This is a genomic window from uncultured Gemmiger sp., from assembly GCA_944388105.1.
Classification (GTDB): Bacteria; Bacillota; Clostridia; order Oscillospirales; family Ruminococcaceae; genus Gemmiger.
Map to the genome: position 1 here is coordinate 1 of CALXHN010000050.1, position 15,625 is coordinate 15,625.

11 protein-coding genes are annotated in these 15,625 nt (G+C 63.8%); 6 read left to right on the forward strand and 5 right to left on the reverse strand.

From position 1 onward, the window contains the following. Positions 1–138: 138 nt before the first annotated feature. On the reverse strand, positions 139–1,026 hold the full coding sequence (locus Q0K17_RS07020; RefSeq protein ID WP_294541337.1) for a sugar ABC transporter permease: 888 nt from the start codon (positions 1,024–1,026) through the stop codon (positions 139–141). A gap of 93 nt (positions 1,027–1,119) precedes the next feature. After that, a complete protein-coding gene (locus tag Q0K17_RS07025) occupies positions 1,120–2,475 on the reverse strand; it encodes an extracellular solute-binding protein (RefSeq protein ID WP_294541338.1) in 1,356 nt (451 codons plus the stop codon). Positions 2,476–2,845: 370 nt separating this feature from the next. Here Q0K17_RS07025 and Q0K17_RS07030 point away from each other — a divergent pair, with 370 nt between their 5' ends. The 6 genes from Q0K17_RS07030 to Q0K17_RS07055 all read left to right on the forward strand — a co-directional run bounded on the left by Q0K17_RS07030 (position 2,846) and on the right by Q0K17_RS07055 (position 11,557). Continuing rightward, positions 2,846–4,000 carry a glycoside hydrolase family 88 protein gene (locus tag Q0K17_RS07030; protein WP_294541340.1) on the forward strand — a complete coding sequence of 385 codons (1,155 nt, stop codon included), beginning with the start codon at positions 2,846–2,848 and terminating at the stop codon, positions 3,998–4,000. 13 nt (positions 4,001–4,013) lie between these two features. Next, positions 4,014–5,600 carry a xylann 1,4-beta-xylosidase gene (locus tag Q0K17_RS07035; protein WP_294541342.1) on the forward strand — a complete coding sequence of 529 codons (1,587 nt, stop codon included), beginning with the start codon at positions 4,014–4,016 and terminating at the stop codon, positions 5,598–5,600. A 20-nt stretch (positions 5,601–5,620) separates the two neighbouring features. Beyond that, positions 5,621–6,973, forward strand: coding sequence for a glycosyl hydrolase family 28 protein (locus Q0K17_RS07040; protein WP_294541346.1), 1,353 nt, complete (start codon positions 5,621–5,623; stop codon positions 6,971–6,973). 27 nt (positions 6,974–7,000) lie between these two features. Continuing rightward, on the forward strand, positions 7,001–9,091 hold the full coding sequence (locus Q0K17_RS07045; RefSeq protein WP_294541350.1) for a glycoside hydrolase family 36 protein: 2,091 nt from the start codon (positions 7,001–7,003) through the stop codon (positions 9,089–9,091). A 6-nt stretch (positions 9,092–9,097) separates the two neighbouring features. Next, complete coding sequence (locus Q0K17_RS07050) at positions 9,098–10,693, forward strand: glycoside hydrolase family 43 protein (RefSeq protein ID WP_294541355.1); 1,596 nt, start codon at positions 9,098–9,100, stop codon at positions 10,691–10,693. 63 nt (positions 10,694–10,756) lie between these two features. After that, a complete protein-coding gene (locus tag Q0K17_RS07055; RefSeq protein WP_294541360.1) occupies positions 10,757–11,557 on the forward strand; it encodes a carbohydrate-binding protein in 801 nt (266 codons plus the stop codon). Between the two features lie 253 nt (positions 11,558–11,810). Here the strand turns inward: Q0K17_RS07055 and Q0K17_RS07060 are convergent, their stop codons facing one another. The 3 genes from Q0K17_RS07060 to Q0K17_RS07070 form a co-directional block, all read right to left on the reverse strand. Beyond that, positions 11,811–14,615, reverse strand: coding sequence for a glycoside hydrolase family 2 TIM barrel-domain containing protein (locus Q0K17_RS07060; RefSeq protein WP_294541362.1), 2,805 nt, complete (start codon positions 14,613–14,615; stop codon positions 11,811–11,813). Between the two features lie 21 nt (positions 14,616–14,636). Then, positions 14,637–14,771 (reverse strand): hypothetical protein, encoded by a 135-nt coding sequence (locus tag Q0K17_RS07065; protein WP_366776797.1) that lies wholly within the window; start codon positions 14,769–14,771, stop codon positions 14,637–14,639. Between the two features lie 186 nt (positions 14,772–14,957). After that, entirely contained in the window at positions 14,958–15,107 is a 150-nt protein-coding gene (locus Q0K17_RS07070; RefSeq protein WP_294541368.1) for a hypothetical protein, read from the reverse strand. Between the last annotated feature and the right edge of the window lie 518 nt (positions 15,108–15,625).

A 15,625-nucleotide genomic window follows, 5' to 3' on the forward strand; every position in this document is an offset into this window, starting at 1 on the left:
AGATCACCGCAAAGTAGATGGGATAGACAAAGAGGAAGGCCAGAACTGCCGTGACAACGAAGGTGACAACGGTGGATGCCTTGAATTTCTGCTTGTTCAGGGGCGTGGTCTCGGTGACCTGTGCGGTTTTGGTTGCCATTACAGCTGCACCTCCCGTTTGCGAAGAATGGTGGACTGGATGCTGTTGAGCACCAGGATGATGAAGAGCAGCACCACGCCCACGGCCGTGCCGTATCCCTGGCGGCCTTCGCCGAAGCCGGACTTGTACAGCAGATAGACAATGGTCTCGGTGGCGAATCCGGGGCCGCCGTCGGTCATGACGGCGATCTGGTCAAAGACCTTCAGGCCGTTGATCAGGGACAGGGTGAAGCAGATGGTGAAGGAGCCGGAGATCAGGGGCAGGGTGATGTAGCGGAACCGCTGCACCGCGGAAGCACCGTCGATGGTGGCGGCCTCCTGCACATCCTGGGGAACCCCCTGCAGCGCGGCCAGGTAGATGATCATGTAGTAGCCGGCGCCCTTCCAGATCATGACCACGGCCACGGCCCAGATGGCGATGTCCGCATTGCCCAGCCAGTCCTGCTTGAGGGCTTCCAGACCCAGCACGTCCAGGACCTTGTTGATGGGTCCGAAGTTGTAGCTGTACATGATCTTCCAGATAAAGCCGGAGACGATGCCGGACAGGATGACCGGCAGATAGAAGATGGCCCGGAAAAGATTTTTGGCACGGCAGACGTTGTCCACCAGCAGGGCCAGGGCCAGCGCCACCACGTTTTCACAGATGGAGATCACCACAGTCAGCAGGGCGGTATTCTTCAGAGCATTGCCGAAACGGGCACTGGTGAAAATCTCTTTGTAGTTGGCCAGCCCGATGAAGGTAATGTTCGGGTTGATGCCGTCCCAGGAAGTAAAGCTGTAATAAAAGCTGGAAATGGTCGGCACGGTGATAAACAGCGTGAACAGCACGAAGGCGGGCGCAATGAACAGGAACGCCGTTTTATCAAATTTCTTCTTTTTTGACAGCATGGTCGGGAAACCTCCGTTTTCGTGTGGCGATCTTGTCAAAAGAAAGGGGGCGCGCATCCCGGCGGGGAAACGCGCCCCTTTTGTCTGACGCTTTTACGCTACGCCCAGACCGGTGGTGGGGTTAAAGCTCTGCAGGGCAACGTCCCAGGTCTTCTGCAGCTCTTCCGAGGCAGAGTTGACATCGCGGGTGCCCTGGGCGATCTCGATGCAGGTCTTGTAGGCGAAGTTGCGGAAGTCGGGAGGCAGCTCCTTGTTGCCGATCTCCTGGTTCCACATCAGGTGCAGGTAGTCAGCGCTTTCCAGGGCGTCCAGAACATCCTGGAACTGCTCGCTCACGTCCATGGTGGGCATGGTGGCGGTGGTGGGGATGGCAGCCATGACCTCGCAGTACTCGCCGTACACTTCATCGCTGAAGAAGTACTGGCAGAAGGCATCAAAGGCAGCCTGCTTGTTGGGATCCTTGGCCGCTTCGGCGCTCAGGGCCCAGCCGCCGGCGGTGCCGCCGCCCAGCAGGGAAACCTTGCCCTCACGGTCGGGAACCGCGAACCAGCCGAACTCGAACTCAGGGTCGGCGTCGGTGATCTGGCTGAACATATGGGTTCCGGAGAACATCATGGCAGCCATATCATTGACGAAGAAGGTGGTGATCTGGGCGTCGGGGGTGGAGGCCCAGCCTTCCTGCGCAAAGCCCAGCAGCTGGCTCAGATCGGTCAGCGCCTGCTGGTAGTTGGGGTCGGAGAAGTTCTTTTCGCCGGTGTAGCACTCTTCGATGAAGTCGGGGTCGGTCTCCAGCACGTCGTTGGCGTAGCACAGGTCATACAGGAAGCCGATATGCCACACATCGCTGCCGCCCACGACCAGCGGGGCCATGTCGCCCTTGTCCTGGATGGTCTGGCACAGGGTGATGAACTCGTCCCAGGTGGTGGGGATCTCCAGGCCGTTGTCGGCGAAATACTGCTTGTTGTACATCATGCCCATGGTGTTGGCACCGGAGAAGGGCGCGGTGTAGGTCACGCCGTCAAAGTCCACATTGGAGCTGAACAGGGACGCCACTTCGTCGCTCAGGGGGGCCAGCTTGCCGGCGCGGACATACATGGCGGTGTCGCGCATCTCCATCATGTCGGGGAACTCGCCCACGCTGTCCTTGGTCTTCAGGAACTCGCTGTAGGAGCCGCCGTCACCGGGCTGGATGGTGATGGTGATGTCGGGATACTTCTCATTGAAGCCATCCACGATCTTGTTCATCTGGGTCTTGAAGGCGTCGTCGCCGTCCGCAAAGACGAAGGTCATCTCGGTGGGTTCGGTGACAATGCTCTCGGCAGCGGCCGCTTCCGCGGTGCTGCTCTCGGTGCTTGCGGTGCTCTCGGAGGAAGGCGCCGTGCCGCCGCATCCGGCCAGCATGGCAGCTGTCATTCCGGCCGCCATCAAAACGGACAATGCTTTTTTCATGGTGTTCTCCTTTTCGTTGGATTTGTGCGTTCTCTTCGGGGCCGTGCCCCTTTCGTTGTGATTATTGTACCGGATTGCCGGCCAAAGAAACAGGCGCTTTTTTTAGACCAACGTGGGTGAATTTAACTTGTTTCACTAAAAAAAGCCCACATTTTGCTCCAGAGCCGTCAACATGCACAAAAGATTTTCTCCTGTCTTCACCATCTTGCCGGACCAGCAGGCCAAAAGGATTTTTTCCGCCGCCAAAGCCTGCAAAAATCCCACTTTGCCCTTAAATTTCCGCCTTTTTTTCCGCCATGGCCAAATGATAAGATAGAGACAACAAAAGTACCGGACACTCCCTTATTTTACAGAAAAGGAGATTCTTCCTATGCTGCTTTCCCACAAGACCGAAGCCGCCTGGGCGCAGGACGCCGCCCGCCGGTTTGAACACAAGCTGCGCGCCGTGCGGGTGCGCAGCGCCGAAAAAATCCCCAGCCGTGCCGTGGACGGCGTACACAACAACAAGGCGGACGGCGGTGCCTACACCCCGGACGACGGCCTGTGCTGGTGGACCAACGGCTTCTGGGCCGGCATGCTCTGGCAGGCCTACCGGATGACCGGGGACGAAGCCTATAAGGAAGTGGCGCGCTATACCGAACGGCGGCTGGACGACTGCTTCCGGAGTTACTGCGGGCTGCACCACGACGTGGGGTTCATGTGGCTGCCCAGCGCGGTGGCCGATTACCGCCTGACCGCAGACGGGGATGCCCGCCGCCGGGGCCTGCATGCCGCCAGCCTGCTGGCCGGACGGTTCAATCCCGCCGGGTTTATCCGGGCCTGGAACGACATTCCCGGCTCGGAAGCGGATACCCGGGGCTGGGCCATTATCGACTGCATGTTCAACATTCCCCTGCTGTACTGGGCCAGTGAGGAGACCGGCGATCCCCGCTTCCGGAAGATCGCCATGACCCACGCCGACACGGTGGCCGCCAACTTTGTGCGGGCCGACGGCAGCGTGCGGCACATTGTGGAATTTGATCCCGAGACCGGCGCCTTTGTGCGGGATTACGGCGGGCAGGGCTATGCCCAGGGTTCCAGCTGGACCCGGGGGCAGGCCTGGGGGCTGTACGGATTTGTGATGAGCTACAAACACACCGGTGCGGTGCGGTATCTGGCCATGGCGGAAAAGATCGCCGCCTATTTCATCGCCCACATTCCCGCCGATGGGGCCATTCCGGTGGATTTCTGCCAGCCGGAAGAGCCCCGCTGGTACGACGACATTGCCGCCGCCGTGGCTGCCTGCGGGCTGCTGGAACTGGCGGACCTGGTGCCGGAAAAGCAGGAAGTCTACCTGTCCCCCGCCCTGAAGATGCTGCACCGGCTGGACGACACCGCCGACTGGGACGAAGGCCGGGACGGATTTCTGTGCAACTGCTCCGCCGACTACCACGGTCGGGAACACAACGTCAACTTCACCTACGGTGATTACTATTTCCTGGAAGCACTGCTGAAACTGACCGGGCAGGGCATTTTTCTTTGGTAAGGAGGCGGGATCCATGCCTGTGAAAGTGATTGCCATGCAAGGGGACCTGGGTGCCGCCGGTCAGCCCTTTGCCCACCATTATTCCGTCTGTGTGGGCGCGGGCAGAGCCTGCGAAGGTCTGCGTGCGGACTGGCAGGCCCAGCTGTGCCGTGCCCACAGGGAATGCGGATTTGAGTATGTCCGGTTTCACGGGCTGCTCACCGATGATATGCATGTCTGCTACCGGGACGAGAGCGGTGCCCTGCGCTACAGCTGGCAGTATGTGGACAGTCTGTTCGACGCCCTGCTTGCCATGGGCGTCCGTCCCTTTGTGGAATTCGGGTTCTGCCCCGCCGTGCTGGCCGGCGGCACCCGCACCCAGTTCTGGTGGCAGGGCCGGGTGGACCCGCCCGCCGACCTGGACGCCTGGGCGGATCTGGTGGGCGCGGCCTGCCGCCACTGGGTGGCGCGCTACGGCGCCGAGGAGGTCCGCCGCTGGTATTTTGAGATCTGGAACGAACCGGACCTGAATGCTTTCTGGAACGGTACCCGCAGCCAGTATTTCGCTCTGTATGCCGCCAGCGCCCGGGCCGTCAAGGCCGCGGACCCCGCCCTGCGGGTGGGCGGTCCCGCCACCAGCAACTTTGTGCCGGATGACCGCTTTGACGGCGAGGTGGAGGACACTTCCCGGCAGCTGACCGCCTTTGCGGAGGATCTGGACGCCCTGGACTGGCACGGGGTCTGGATCGAGGAGTTCCTGGCCTACTGTGCCGCCCATCATCTGCCGGTGGATTTTGTTTCCGCCCATCCCTACCCCACCGACTGGGCCCTGGACGGGCACGGCAACACCTGCAAGCGCACCCGCAAGCGCCGCAGCCTGGAGGAGGACGTGGAGTGGCTGCGGCAGGCGGTGGCCCGCAGCGCTTACCCCCGGGCCGAGCTCTGTCTGACCGAGTGGAGCTCCTCCCCTTCCAGCCGGGACTGCTCCCACGATGAACTGCCCGCTGCCTGCTATATAGCCGATGCGGCCCTTTCGGTGAACGAAAATATCCGCTGTCTCTCCTACTGGACCTTCACCGATATCTTTGAGGAGCTGGGCGGCGGGCATCTGCCCTTCCACGGCGGGTTCGGGCTGTTCAACTTCAACGGCATCCCCAAGCCGGCCTACCATGTCTACCGGATGATGCACCGCCTGGGAGATACCCTGCTGTACCGGACCGGAGACTGCATCATCACCCGCAAGGACGGGCAGCTGCGGGCCATGGCCTGGAATTATTCCGACGCCCAGCCCAAAGCCGTGCCCATGTGTGCCTTTCCCGATCATGATGCCGCCGCCCGCGTGCTGGCCGACGGTACCCCCGCCCTGCTGACACTGGACCTGCGGGGCCTGCGTCCCTGCCAGACCGTGCTGGTGGAACAGCTGGATGAAGCCCACGGCGATGCCGCTGCCCTCTGGCGGCAGATGGGGGCCCCGGAAAACCTGACCCCCGACCAGACCCGTGCCCTGCGTCAGGCCGCCGGGGCCACCGGCCGCACAGTGCTCCGCGCGGACGACCGGGGCGTCCTGCAGGCTGAGCTGTCCCTGCCTCCCTGGGCGGTGGTGCTGCTGCAGTCTCTTTGACCGGAGGGGAGGACGGATCCATGTCTTTTGTGTTTGATCCCCGGGATTTCGGCGCCGTCGCCGACGGCGTGACCCGGGATACCGCCGCGGTGCAGGCGGCCATCGACGCGGCCGCCGCCCGGGGCGGGACCGTCCTGCTGGCCGGCGGGCGGTTCTGCTGCGGCACCCTTTATCTGAAAAGCAACCTGACCCTGGAGATCGCGGCCGGGGCGGTGCTGCTTGCCAGCCCGGACATTGCCGATTACGGCCGTGACACCCATCACAACCGCTACCGCAACGAGCCGGAACTGGACCGCTGTTTTCTGTTTGCGGCGGACGCGGAACACATCCGGCTGTGCGGCGACGGCACCATTGACGGAAACGCCGCCCGGTTTCCCAACCCGGGGGATATCTGCCGGCCCATGATGCTGCGGATGCTGCGGTGCCGGCATGTCCGGCTCACCGGGCTGCATCTGGTCAATGCCGCCGCCTGGACCACCGCCTTCCTGGACAGCGAGTTCCTGCACGCGGCGGACCTGTACATCGAAAACCATACCAACTATAATGGAGACGGGCTGGACTTTGACGGCTGCCGCCACGTCTATGTGCGCGGATGCCATATCCAGGGCACCGACGACAACCTCTGCCTGCAATCCAGCGGACTTCCGATGGAGGACGTCCATATTTCGGACTGTTCCTTCACCTCCGTCTGCGTCGGCATCCGCATCGGGCTGAAATCCATCGGGCCCATCTCCAACGTGGTCATCTGCAATTGTACCATGCGCAGCATCTGGCGGGAAGGCATCAAGATCGAGTGCAGCGAGGGCGGCTCCATCACCGACGTGATGGTACACAACATTGCCATGCACAATGTGCGGCGGCCCCTTTTCGTCATACTGAACAACCGGTTCCGCCCGGATGATCTGGGCAGCAGCCTGGAACTGGATCACATGCCGCCCATCGGCCGGATCGCCCGCCTGTACTTTGCGGGCATTACGGCGGTGGATGACGAGACCATGGCCCTGACCCAGCGCCGTTTTGACCGGGATGTGATGGGCAGTCCCGCCTTCGGAGGCTGCCGCTTTGACGCCAACGTCCGGCACCCCATAGAGGATGTGACCATCCGGGACTTTTGCTACACCGCCATCGGCGGGGTGGACCCCCGGACCCTGCCGGAAGAATACCCCGAAGTGCCGGACCGGCTGTGCACCCCCGACGGGCCGGGAAGCGAGAACTACTGGCCCGACTGGAGCCGGACCACCCACCTGGATCTGCGGAATGTGCGGGGACTGGTCACACAGGGGCTGCACTTTTCCCTGCTTCATCCGGACGGACGGCCCGCTGTTCTGCGGCAGGGCTGTGAAGACCGGCCCCGGGAGGTGGGGCCCACCTGACCGGCAACCAACAAATGAGGTGATTGCATGAACCGTGAAATCCTGTCCGTGACCACCCTGGGCGGCCTGTGCGCCGTGTACCGCCGGGAGCGGGAGACCGGCACGGCGGAACTGCTGCTGGTGCCTGCCGGCACGGAAAGCGGCATCTGCCGCACCGACTGCGCCGCCGAGCCCCTGGTGCAGGCCAAGCTGCGCCAGGACGATGCCCCCACCTTTTTCAGCGGCGGGCAGACCATGCGCAGCAGCCCCACCACCCTGGCCATGGAATACGCGGGACAGACGGTGCGGCCCCTGGCGGACCGGACCGTCATCACCACCCGGCTGCAGGATCCCCGGGGGATGGCGTACACCCATACCCTGACCCTCTTTGCGGACAACCCCGCCGCCGAGGTGACCGTATCGGCTGAAAACACCGGCACAGTCCCCCTGACCCTGGAAATGCTGTCCTCCTTCACCCTGGGCAGTCTTTCCCCCTTCGGGCAGGGGCTGGACCCCGAAACCCTGGTGATCCACCGCATGCGCTCCCACTGGAGCGCCGAAGGCCGGCTGGTCAGCGAACCGGCCGAGGACCTGCAGCTGGAACCGAGCTGGAAACCCAGTTCGGCCAACAGTCTGCGGTTCGGCTGCGTGGGCAGCCTGCCGGTGCGGGGGTATGTCCCCTTCTGCGGGGTGGAGGACACCGTCCGGCAGATCACCTGGGCGGCCGCCACCACCCAGGGCAGCAGCTGGCAGATGGAACTGTACCGCAGAGACAACGGTCTGTCCCTGTCCGGCGGGCTGGCGGATGCCGAATTCGGTGCCTGGTCCAAGACCCTGGCGCCGGGAGAGAGCTTCACCGCCCCCAAGGCCGTTCTCACCGCCGTGCGGGGCGGCGTGGACCAGGCGTCCCGGGCGCTGGCCGAAAACACCCGCCGTGCCATCGAGGCCATCCTGCCCGACTGTGAGCGGGAACTGCCGGTGATCTTCAACGAATTCTGCTCCACCTGGGGCTGCCCCACCGAGGAAAGCGTCCTGCGGCAGGTCCGGTCCCTGGCCGGCCGGGGCATCGGGTATTATGTCATTGACGCGGGCTGGTACGATGACCGCCCCTTTGATTATGGCTGCCGCCTGGGCAGATGGCAGGTCAGCAAAAAAAGTTTTCCCCGCGGCCTGGGACCGGTGGTGGATGCCATCCACCAGGCCGGCATGAAGGCGGGCATCTGGTTCGAGTTCGAGATGGCCGGCCGGGATGAGCCGGACTGCTTCCAGCGCACCGACTGGCTGCTCCACCGCCACGGCATCCCCATCACGGTGGGTGACCGGCGGTTCTGGGACCTGCGCAAGCCGGAAGTACAGGACTATCTGGCCCGCCATGTGATTGATTTTCTGCGGGACAACCGCCTGGACTACCTGAAGGTGGACTACAACGAGACCATCGGTCTGGGCTGCGACGGCGCCGAAAGTCTGGGGGAAGGCCTGCGCGGGCAGATCGAAGCCAGCACCGCCTTTTTCGCCCGCATCCGCCGGGAACTGCCCGATCTGGTGCTGGAGATCTGCGCCTCCGGCGGGCACCGGCTCTGCCACGCCTTTCTGGAGCTGGGCTGCATGGCCAGCTTTTCCGACGCCCACGAATGTGATGAGATCCCTGTCATTGCGGCCAACATGCACCGGATGATCCTGCCCCGCCAGAGCCAGATCTGGGCGGTGGTCAAGGCCGGCCAGCCGCTGCAGAAGCTGTATTACCAGCTGTGCAGCGGCCTGCTGGGCCGGCTGTGCCTTTCGGGGGAGCCGGATGCGCTGAGCGCCGAACAGTGGGCGGTGATCGAACAGGGCATCCGCTTTTACCGGAAAGCCGCCCCCGTCATTGACCGGGGCGAGACCCGGCGCTATGGCCGGGATGTGCCCAGCTACCGTGCCCCCCGGGGCTGGCAGGGCCTGGTCCGCCGGGGGGCCGGCACCACCCTGGCGGTGGTCCACACCTTCGCCCAGGCGCCGGGAATGCTGGAACTGCCGGTGCGGGGCACCGTGATGGCAGTCCTGGCCCGACCGGGCATTCTGGTCCAGAGCGGACCGGCCCTGTACCTGACCGGTCTGCAAGATTTTGACGGCGTGGCCGTCCTGCTGAAAAACGAGGAATGATGCACCATGGCCAATCGGATACACAATCCCATCCTGCCGGGGTTTGCCCCGGACGCCAGCGCCCTGCGGGTGGGGCAGGATTATTACATTGCCACCTCCACCTTTGACTGGTGGCCCGGTATCGAGATCTACCATTCCCGGGACCTGGTGAACTGGTCCTGGGCCGCCGCCCCCATCGCCCGCCGGGAGATGGTCCCCAGCGAGATGCTGGGCAACTACAATTCCGGCGGATTGTGGGCCCCGCACCTCTCCTACGCGGACGGGCTGTTCTGGCTGGTCTATACCGACGTGAAAAGCGCCACCGCCTTCAAGGACACCCTGAATTATGTCACCACGGCGCCGGACATCACCGGGCCGTGGAGTGATCCCACCCTGGTCACCGCCAGCGGTTTTGACCCGTCCCTGTTCCATGATGACGACGGCCGGCACTATTTTTTGAACATGCTGTTCGACTGGCGGCTGGAAAATCCCGGCTTTGCCGGCACGGTCATCCAGGAATTTGATCCCGTGACCCGCCGGCTGGTGGGCAAGCGGTCCCATTTTTACCGGGGCACCTCCCTGGGCGTCTGTGAAGGGCCCCAGATCCTGAAAAAGGACGGCTGGTATTATCTGCTCTGCGCGGCGGGCGGCACCGGCTACATGCACGCGGCCACCGTGGCCCGGGCCCGCACGCTGGAAGGTCCCTTTGAGGAATCCCCCTTCTTTCCGCTGCTCACCGCCCGGGACGATCCCGACAATCCCCTGCAGAAAAGCGGGCACGCCTGCTTTATCCAGATCGGCGAGGAATGGTACATCACCCACATCTGCGCCCGCCCGCTGACCCGCCGGGGATGCTGCCCCCTGGGACGGGAAACCGCCCTGCAGAAAATCGAATGGGTGGACGGCTGGCCCCGGCTCATCAACGGCAGCTGCCACCCCGACCTGGAAGTGCCCATGCCCCGGGCGGCGGCACAGGCGGTACAGCTGCGGGACCACAGCGAAGCCGTACACTTTTCCCCGGCGTCTCCCCTGCCGCCCAGCTTCAAGACCCTGCGCACCCCCCTGGTCCCGGAAAAGGACTACAGCCTGACGGTCCGGCCCGGTTGGCTGCGCCTGTACGGCGGGCAGAGCCTTTCCAGCCATCACAAGCAGACCCTGTTTGCCCGACGCTGGCAGAGTTTCCGGTTCACCGCCGAAACCAGACTGGACTTTTCCCCCGAAAGTTTCCAGCAGGTGGCGGGGCTGGTGCTGTTCTACGACACCTGCAACTGGATCTACGCCTATGTGACCTGGGATGAAGTGCGCCGGTCCAGGATCCTCCGGGTCCTGCGCTGCGATTACAAGGATTTTTCCTACGGCAGCGAGGCTGTCCCGCTGACCGGGGCGGTGGTGAAACTGAAGGTGGAGGTGGACCACGCCCAGGCCCGTTTCTTCCATGATGCGGGCGAAGGCTGGCAGCCCCTGGGCGACGTCCAGCCCGCCGACCACCTGAGCGATGACTATGTGGAGACCCGCCGGGGCCGCTGTGCTTTCACCGGCGCCATGGTGGGACTTTGCGCCCAGGACATGGACGCCCGACGCAGCTATGCAGATTTTTCGTATTTTTTGTATCAGGAGCGGTGACGGACCGGAACCGATGTTCCCTGCGGCCCCCTTCCCAAAAGAAAAGAGGAAACAGAAATGGCCATGATCAAGCTGAAAGTTCTCAACGCCCGGGGAGAGACCCTGGCCGTCAGTCCGGCCGGATCCCAGGTCTCCCTGGTGCACACCGCCCCCTACCAGGCGGGAGACTGGATCGCCCTGGAATGCGGTGCTTCCGGCATGTACTGCGTCATCCAGCTGGAGGACTCCATGCCGCCCGCCCTTGTGTATATAAAGGGGTCCGCCATGGATTTCCCCATTCCCCCCGCAGACAACCGGGTCAACTATTCCCCCAAAAGTTTTACCGGTTCCTCTCATCTGATCCGCGCCCGCACCGCCACGGTGGACGAGATCACCGCCTGCCGGAACCTGGCCCTGAATCCCTACGACTGCCACGGGGAACACGGCTTTTTCCCCCACGCCACAGCCAATGTGGAGACCCGGGGCGAGGCGGTCTTTGCGGCACGGAATGCCATTGACGGGATCTACGAGAACAGCGCCCACGGTGCATGGCCGTACCAGAGCTGGGGCATCAACCGAGATCCCCGAGCCCGTTTCCGGCTGGATTTCGGCCGGCCGGTGGAGGTCCGTCAGCTGAGTCTGACCCTGCGGGCGGACTTTCCCCATGACAGCTGGTGGACCCGTGCGGCGGTGGTCTTCAGCGACGAAAGCCGGGAAACCCTGACCCTGAGCCAGACGGCAGAACCCCAGCGGTTTTCCGTTTCGCCCCGCACGGTGGAATGGCTGGAACTGTGCGATCTGGAAAAGGCCGATGACCCCAGCCCCTTCCCGGCACTGACCCAGCTGGAAGTCTGGGGCACGGAAGCCCCGGATGGCCATGCCTGATTTCCGGCCCGAAACGGAACAAAGGCAAGTGTTCGGATTTCTGGTCCCCTGTTCCGCTCTGTTTGGCCGGTCTCGTCCCGTGGAGGTCGTTTCCGGCCCGCGTACCCGGTTCGTGCGGCCATGCCGCAAGGACGGACTCCCTTATCGCACAGCGACCTTTTCCCTGTAACAAAACGACACCCTCAAAGACCGGCGCAGCGCCGATGGTCTTTGAGGGTGTTGTTGTATATACGGAAAATGTGCCGGGAACCGGTCAGTTCCCCTGCAGCCGGATAACAAAGGCTGTATGATAGCGGGCAGAGGCATCCAGGCGGTAGGCTTCCTCCACATCGGCGCCCCAGCTGTCAATACCGCCCACGCCGCGCATGGCCCCCAGCACCGTGAGGACGGTGCGGCCGGTGGCAGGCAGTTCGCAGGGATGCAGGGCGGATTCCAGTTCCCGGGGCGTGCAGGGCAGGGCGCTGAAGGCAAAAGGCGCTTCGGCCGCGTCCAGGGTCAGACGGGCGGCGGTGCGGCCGGAAGTCGCCCGCTTTTCCAGGGTCAGGCTGTACGTTCCCATGTGCAGGCCGCACTCCTGGGGGACCAGGTAATCCGGCACAGCAGGGGTTTCCCGGTGGCGTCCGAAAATGCCGCCCTTGTACCGGTCAGGGTAGGTTTCTCCCGAAAGGCCGGTCCAGGCGGTGCTGCCCACCGGGTCGGGCAGCAGCATCCGCACGCCGAAGCAGGGCAGCTCCGGCAGGCCAGGGGCACCGTGATAATCCGCCTCCACGGTCATGGTGCCGGCGGCATCCACCGTGTAGGTGAGGATTGCCTCCGCCCCGGGCACAGCCGCAAAGGTGAAGCGGTACGCCACCCGCACCCGGCGGGGGCCCGCTTCCAGCACGGTCTGGCCCGCGCATTCGGGCAGGGCGTCGGCGGCTTGCCAGACGGCACTGCGGCGGGCAAAGCCGTTGCCCAGGTCGTTCTCGGTGGGGGCACGCCACAGCGCCGGACGGGGCGCACGGTACAGCCACTCACTGCCGCCGGATACCAGGGACACCGGACCGCCCTCCGGGATGGAGAACAGCACCCGGAACCCGTCGCCCAGCACGCCCAGGTTCACATCCCCCCGGACCACCTGCAGGTCGGGGGCGGGGCGGCGTTCCCGGCTCTGCCGGTCGGCGGCCAGCCGCTGGGCCGCCTGTCGGGCTCCGGCTGCATTGGCGGCATCCTGTGCCGCCCGCTGTGCGGGGCTGGCATACCAGTAGCGCACCTCCTGCATGGCGGGTTTCTCGGTCCCGTCGGCAAAGACGATGCCGTTGCCGCTGAAGCTGTAGTCGGTGGGACGTTCCCCGAAATCGCCGCCGTAGCCCAGCACCCGGCGGCCCAGGGCGTCGGTGTGCCAGAGGGCCTGGTCCATATAGTCCCAGATGAATCCGCCCTGGTACTGGGGGAATTCCTCCGCCAGACGGATATAACTTTCCATGCCGCCCAGGCTGTTGCCCATATCGTGCATGTACTCACACAGGAGGAAGGGCTTGGCCGGTCTGGATTCCAGATATTCCCGGATCTCCCGGGGCTTGGCGTACATCCGGCTTTCCATGTCGCTGATGGCATCAAAGGCCCGGTTATGGAAAACGCCCTCGTAATGGACCAGCCGTCCGGGGTCATGCTCGTGGAAGAACCGGCTCATGGCCAGGATATCCTCCCCGGCATAGCTCTCGTTGCCGCAGGACCAGATGAGCACGGCGGCGTGGTTCTTGTCCCGCTCAAACATGCTGCGGGCCCGGTCCACCACGCAGTCCTTCCACTCCGGCAGGCTGCCGGGAACATTCCAGCTGGGTTCCACGGCGCCCAGCTTCTGCCAGCTGCCGTGGCTTTCCAGGTTGGTTTCGTCGATCATGTAGATGCCGTTTTCATCGCACAGGTCGTACCACAGGCTCTGGTCGGGGTAATGGCAGGTGCGCACGGCGTTGATGTTGTTGCGGCGGAACACCTCCATGGCGGCGTACATATCCGCCGGGTCGATGGCGCGGCCTTTCTCGGCGTTCCATTCGTGGCGGTTCACCCCGTTGAAGACGATGCGCTCCCCGTTCAGGCACATGATGCCGTTCACCATCTCGAACCGGCGGAATCCGATGCGGTAAGGCACCACCTCCTGCACGGTGCCGTCGGCATCGTACAGGGTCAGTTCCGCCCGGTACAGGGTGGGGGTGGCATGGCTCCAGGGCTGGATCCCCGGCAGTTCCAGGGTATCCCCGGTGACGGGACCGTCATACAGGGCACAGCCCTCGCTGTCTGTCAGGCGCAGGGTCACGCGGGCGTCCGCGGTCTCCCCTTCCAGTTTCAGCCGGGGCGTCAGGGTGCCGGTGGTGTTGTCCGGTTCCAGGCCCGCCTCCAGCCACAGGTCGGTCAGGTGTACCTTGGGTTTGGCATAGAGGAACACCGGACGGAAAATGCCCGAGAACCGGAAGAAGTCCTGGTCCTCGATCCAGGAGGCGCTGCACCGCTTGTGCACTTCCACGCACAGGCGGTTGACGCCGTCCCGGAGGCAATCCGTCAGCTCAAAGTCCGAGGGGGTGAAGCTGTCCTCGGCATAGCCCACAAACTGCCCGTTGCACCACAGGTACAAGGCCTGCTCCACCCCCTGGAAGCTGATGCAGACCCGCTGGCCCCGCAGGCCTTCGTCCAGGGTGAAGTCCAGGGCGTAGCTGCCCACGGGGGCGTTGTCCCAGTCGATCTGCGGCGGGCGCAGGGCGCGCAGGCCGTCCCAGGGGTACATGGTATTGATGTACTGCAGCTGACCGTAGCCCTGGAGCTCGATATGCCCGGGGACCCGGATGGTACCAAAGCCGGAAAGGTCCGCGTCCTCCCGCCAGAAATCGGCAGGGCGGGCGGCCGGGTTGGGGCTGTAGGCGAACCGCCATTCGCCGTCCAGGGATTGGCGCAGGCTGCTGCGTCCGGCGGCGGCTTCCTCCGCTGTGCGGCAGCAGAGGTGGTCGGAATGGGCGTCCAGACGGTTCACCGCAAACACGGTGGGGTCGGTGAGCCAGCGAAGGTCAGGGGATGTGACAGGCATGAAAATCTCCTCCGAAACAGGTCATTCTTTGACGGCACCCGCCGCAACACCGGCCAGGATGTGCCGCTGGAAGATCACATAGATGAGGATGGTGGGCAGCATGATGACGGCCGCCGCAGCCGATACCAGGTCACCGGCAGGGAGAACGTGCGGCAAAAGACAGTTTCAGCGGATATTGGCCGGTTCCCGGTTTCACGCCACCTCAGTCCCTTCCTTATGCTTTGAATACAGTATAACAGACCCGCTGTGCGAAGAAAAGCATCCGGCCGGACAGCAGGCAAATTTTGCCTGTCGTCCGGCCGGATGGACGGTTCGGGTTCTGAGATTCTCTTGGTCAGATCCTCAATCTGCCCCATGAGGGTTGTGGAAGATGGCCCGCCCCACGCCGATCAGATCGGCGCCGCTTTGTTCCGGAATCCGGCAGGCCGCCACGCAGTCCTCTAGGGTACTGCCGCCCTCCTGGTAGCCACAGCCGCCCAGCCGGACCGCCACCGGGCAGGCCTCTTCCGCTTCCCGGCGCTTTGCCTGCAGTACCTACCGGTGAAACCAGGTCCGGTCACCGCAGAGACGGCTGCCGTACTGGCACGGCTGAGCTGGGCAAAAATTCTGATGTCTTCCCTGTGTACGGCCTCTGCCAGCGAGGTCTGCCCGGGATGCATCCTGCCCCAGGCAAAGGCTGATTTTCGCCGCTCATCAGCCCCGGTGCCAGGGCGATGATGGCAATGGGCAGGATGGCATTAACGGCACCGTACACCACTATAACCGTTCCTATAATGAGAAAGTCAAGCGGAAAATCCCAACAAAAAGCCCCCCGGCACAAGCCAGAGGGCAATGTTCAGGTTATCGGCTGCTGCAGTTCCAGAACGGTGTCTTTGGGGGAAAAACAGGCTGAACTCAGGTTGGTGATGACCAGTTCTTCCGCCTCGGGATGCTGTGCAAAATAAGTTTCGATCAGCTGACCGGGGTCATCCAGTGCCTGTCCGGACTGCTGCCGACAGAGGAACTCCCCG

Coding starts and splice junctions, on each gene's coding strand:
- Q0K17_RS07020 (WP_294541337.1), bottom strand. CDS start 1,026: ATGCTGTCAAAAAAGAAGAAATTTGATAAAACGGCGTTCCTGTTCATT.
- Q0K17_RS07025 (WP_294541338.1), bottom strand. CDS start 2,475: ATGAAAAAAGCATTGTCCGTTTTGATGGCGGCCGGAATGACAGCTGCC.
- Q0K17_RS07030 (WP_294541340.1), top strand. CDS start 2,846: ATGCTGCTTTCCCACAAGACCGAAGCCGCCTGGGCGCAGGACGCCGCC.
- Q0K17_RS07035 (WP_294541342.1), top strand. CDS start 4,014: ATGCCTGTGAAAGTGATTGCCATGCAAGGGGACCTGGGTGCCGCCGGT.
- Q0K17_RS07040 (WP_294541346.1), top strand. CDS start 5,621: ATGTCTTTTGTGTTTGATCCCCGGGATTTCGGCGCCGTCGCCGACGGC.
- Q0K17_RS07045 (WP_294541350.1), top strand. CDS start 7,001: ATGAACCGTGAAATCCTGTCCGTGACCACCCTGGGCGGCCTGTGCGCC.
- Q0K17_RS07050 (WP_294541355.1), top strand. CDS start 9,098: ATGGCCAATCGGATACACAATCCCATCCTGCCGGGGTTTGCCCCGGAC.
- Q0K17_RS07055 (WP_294541360.1), top strand. CDS start 10,757: ATGATCAAGCTGAAAGTTCTCAACGCCCGGGGAGAGACCCTGGCCGTC.
- Q0K17_RS07060 (WP_294541362.1), bottom strand. CDS start 14,615: ATGCCTGTCACATCCCCTGACCTTCGCTGGCTCACCGACCCCACCGTG.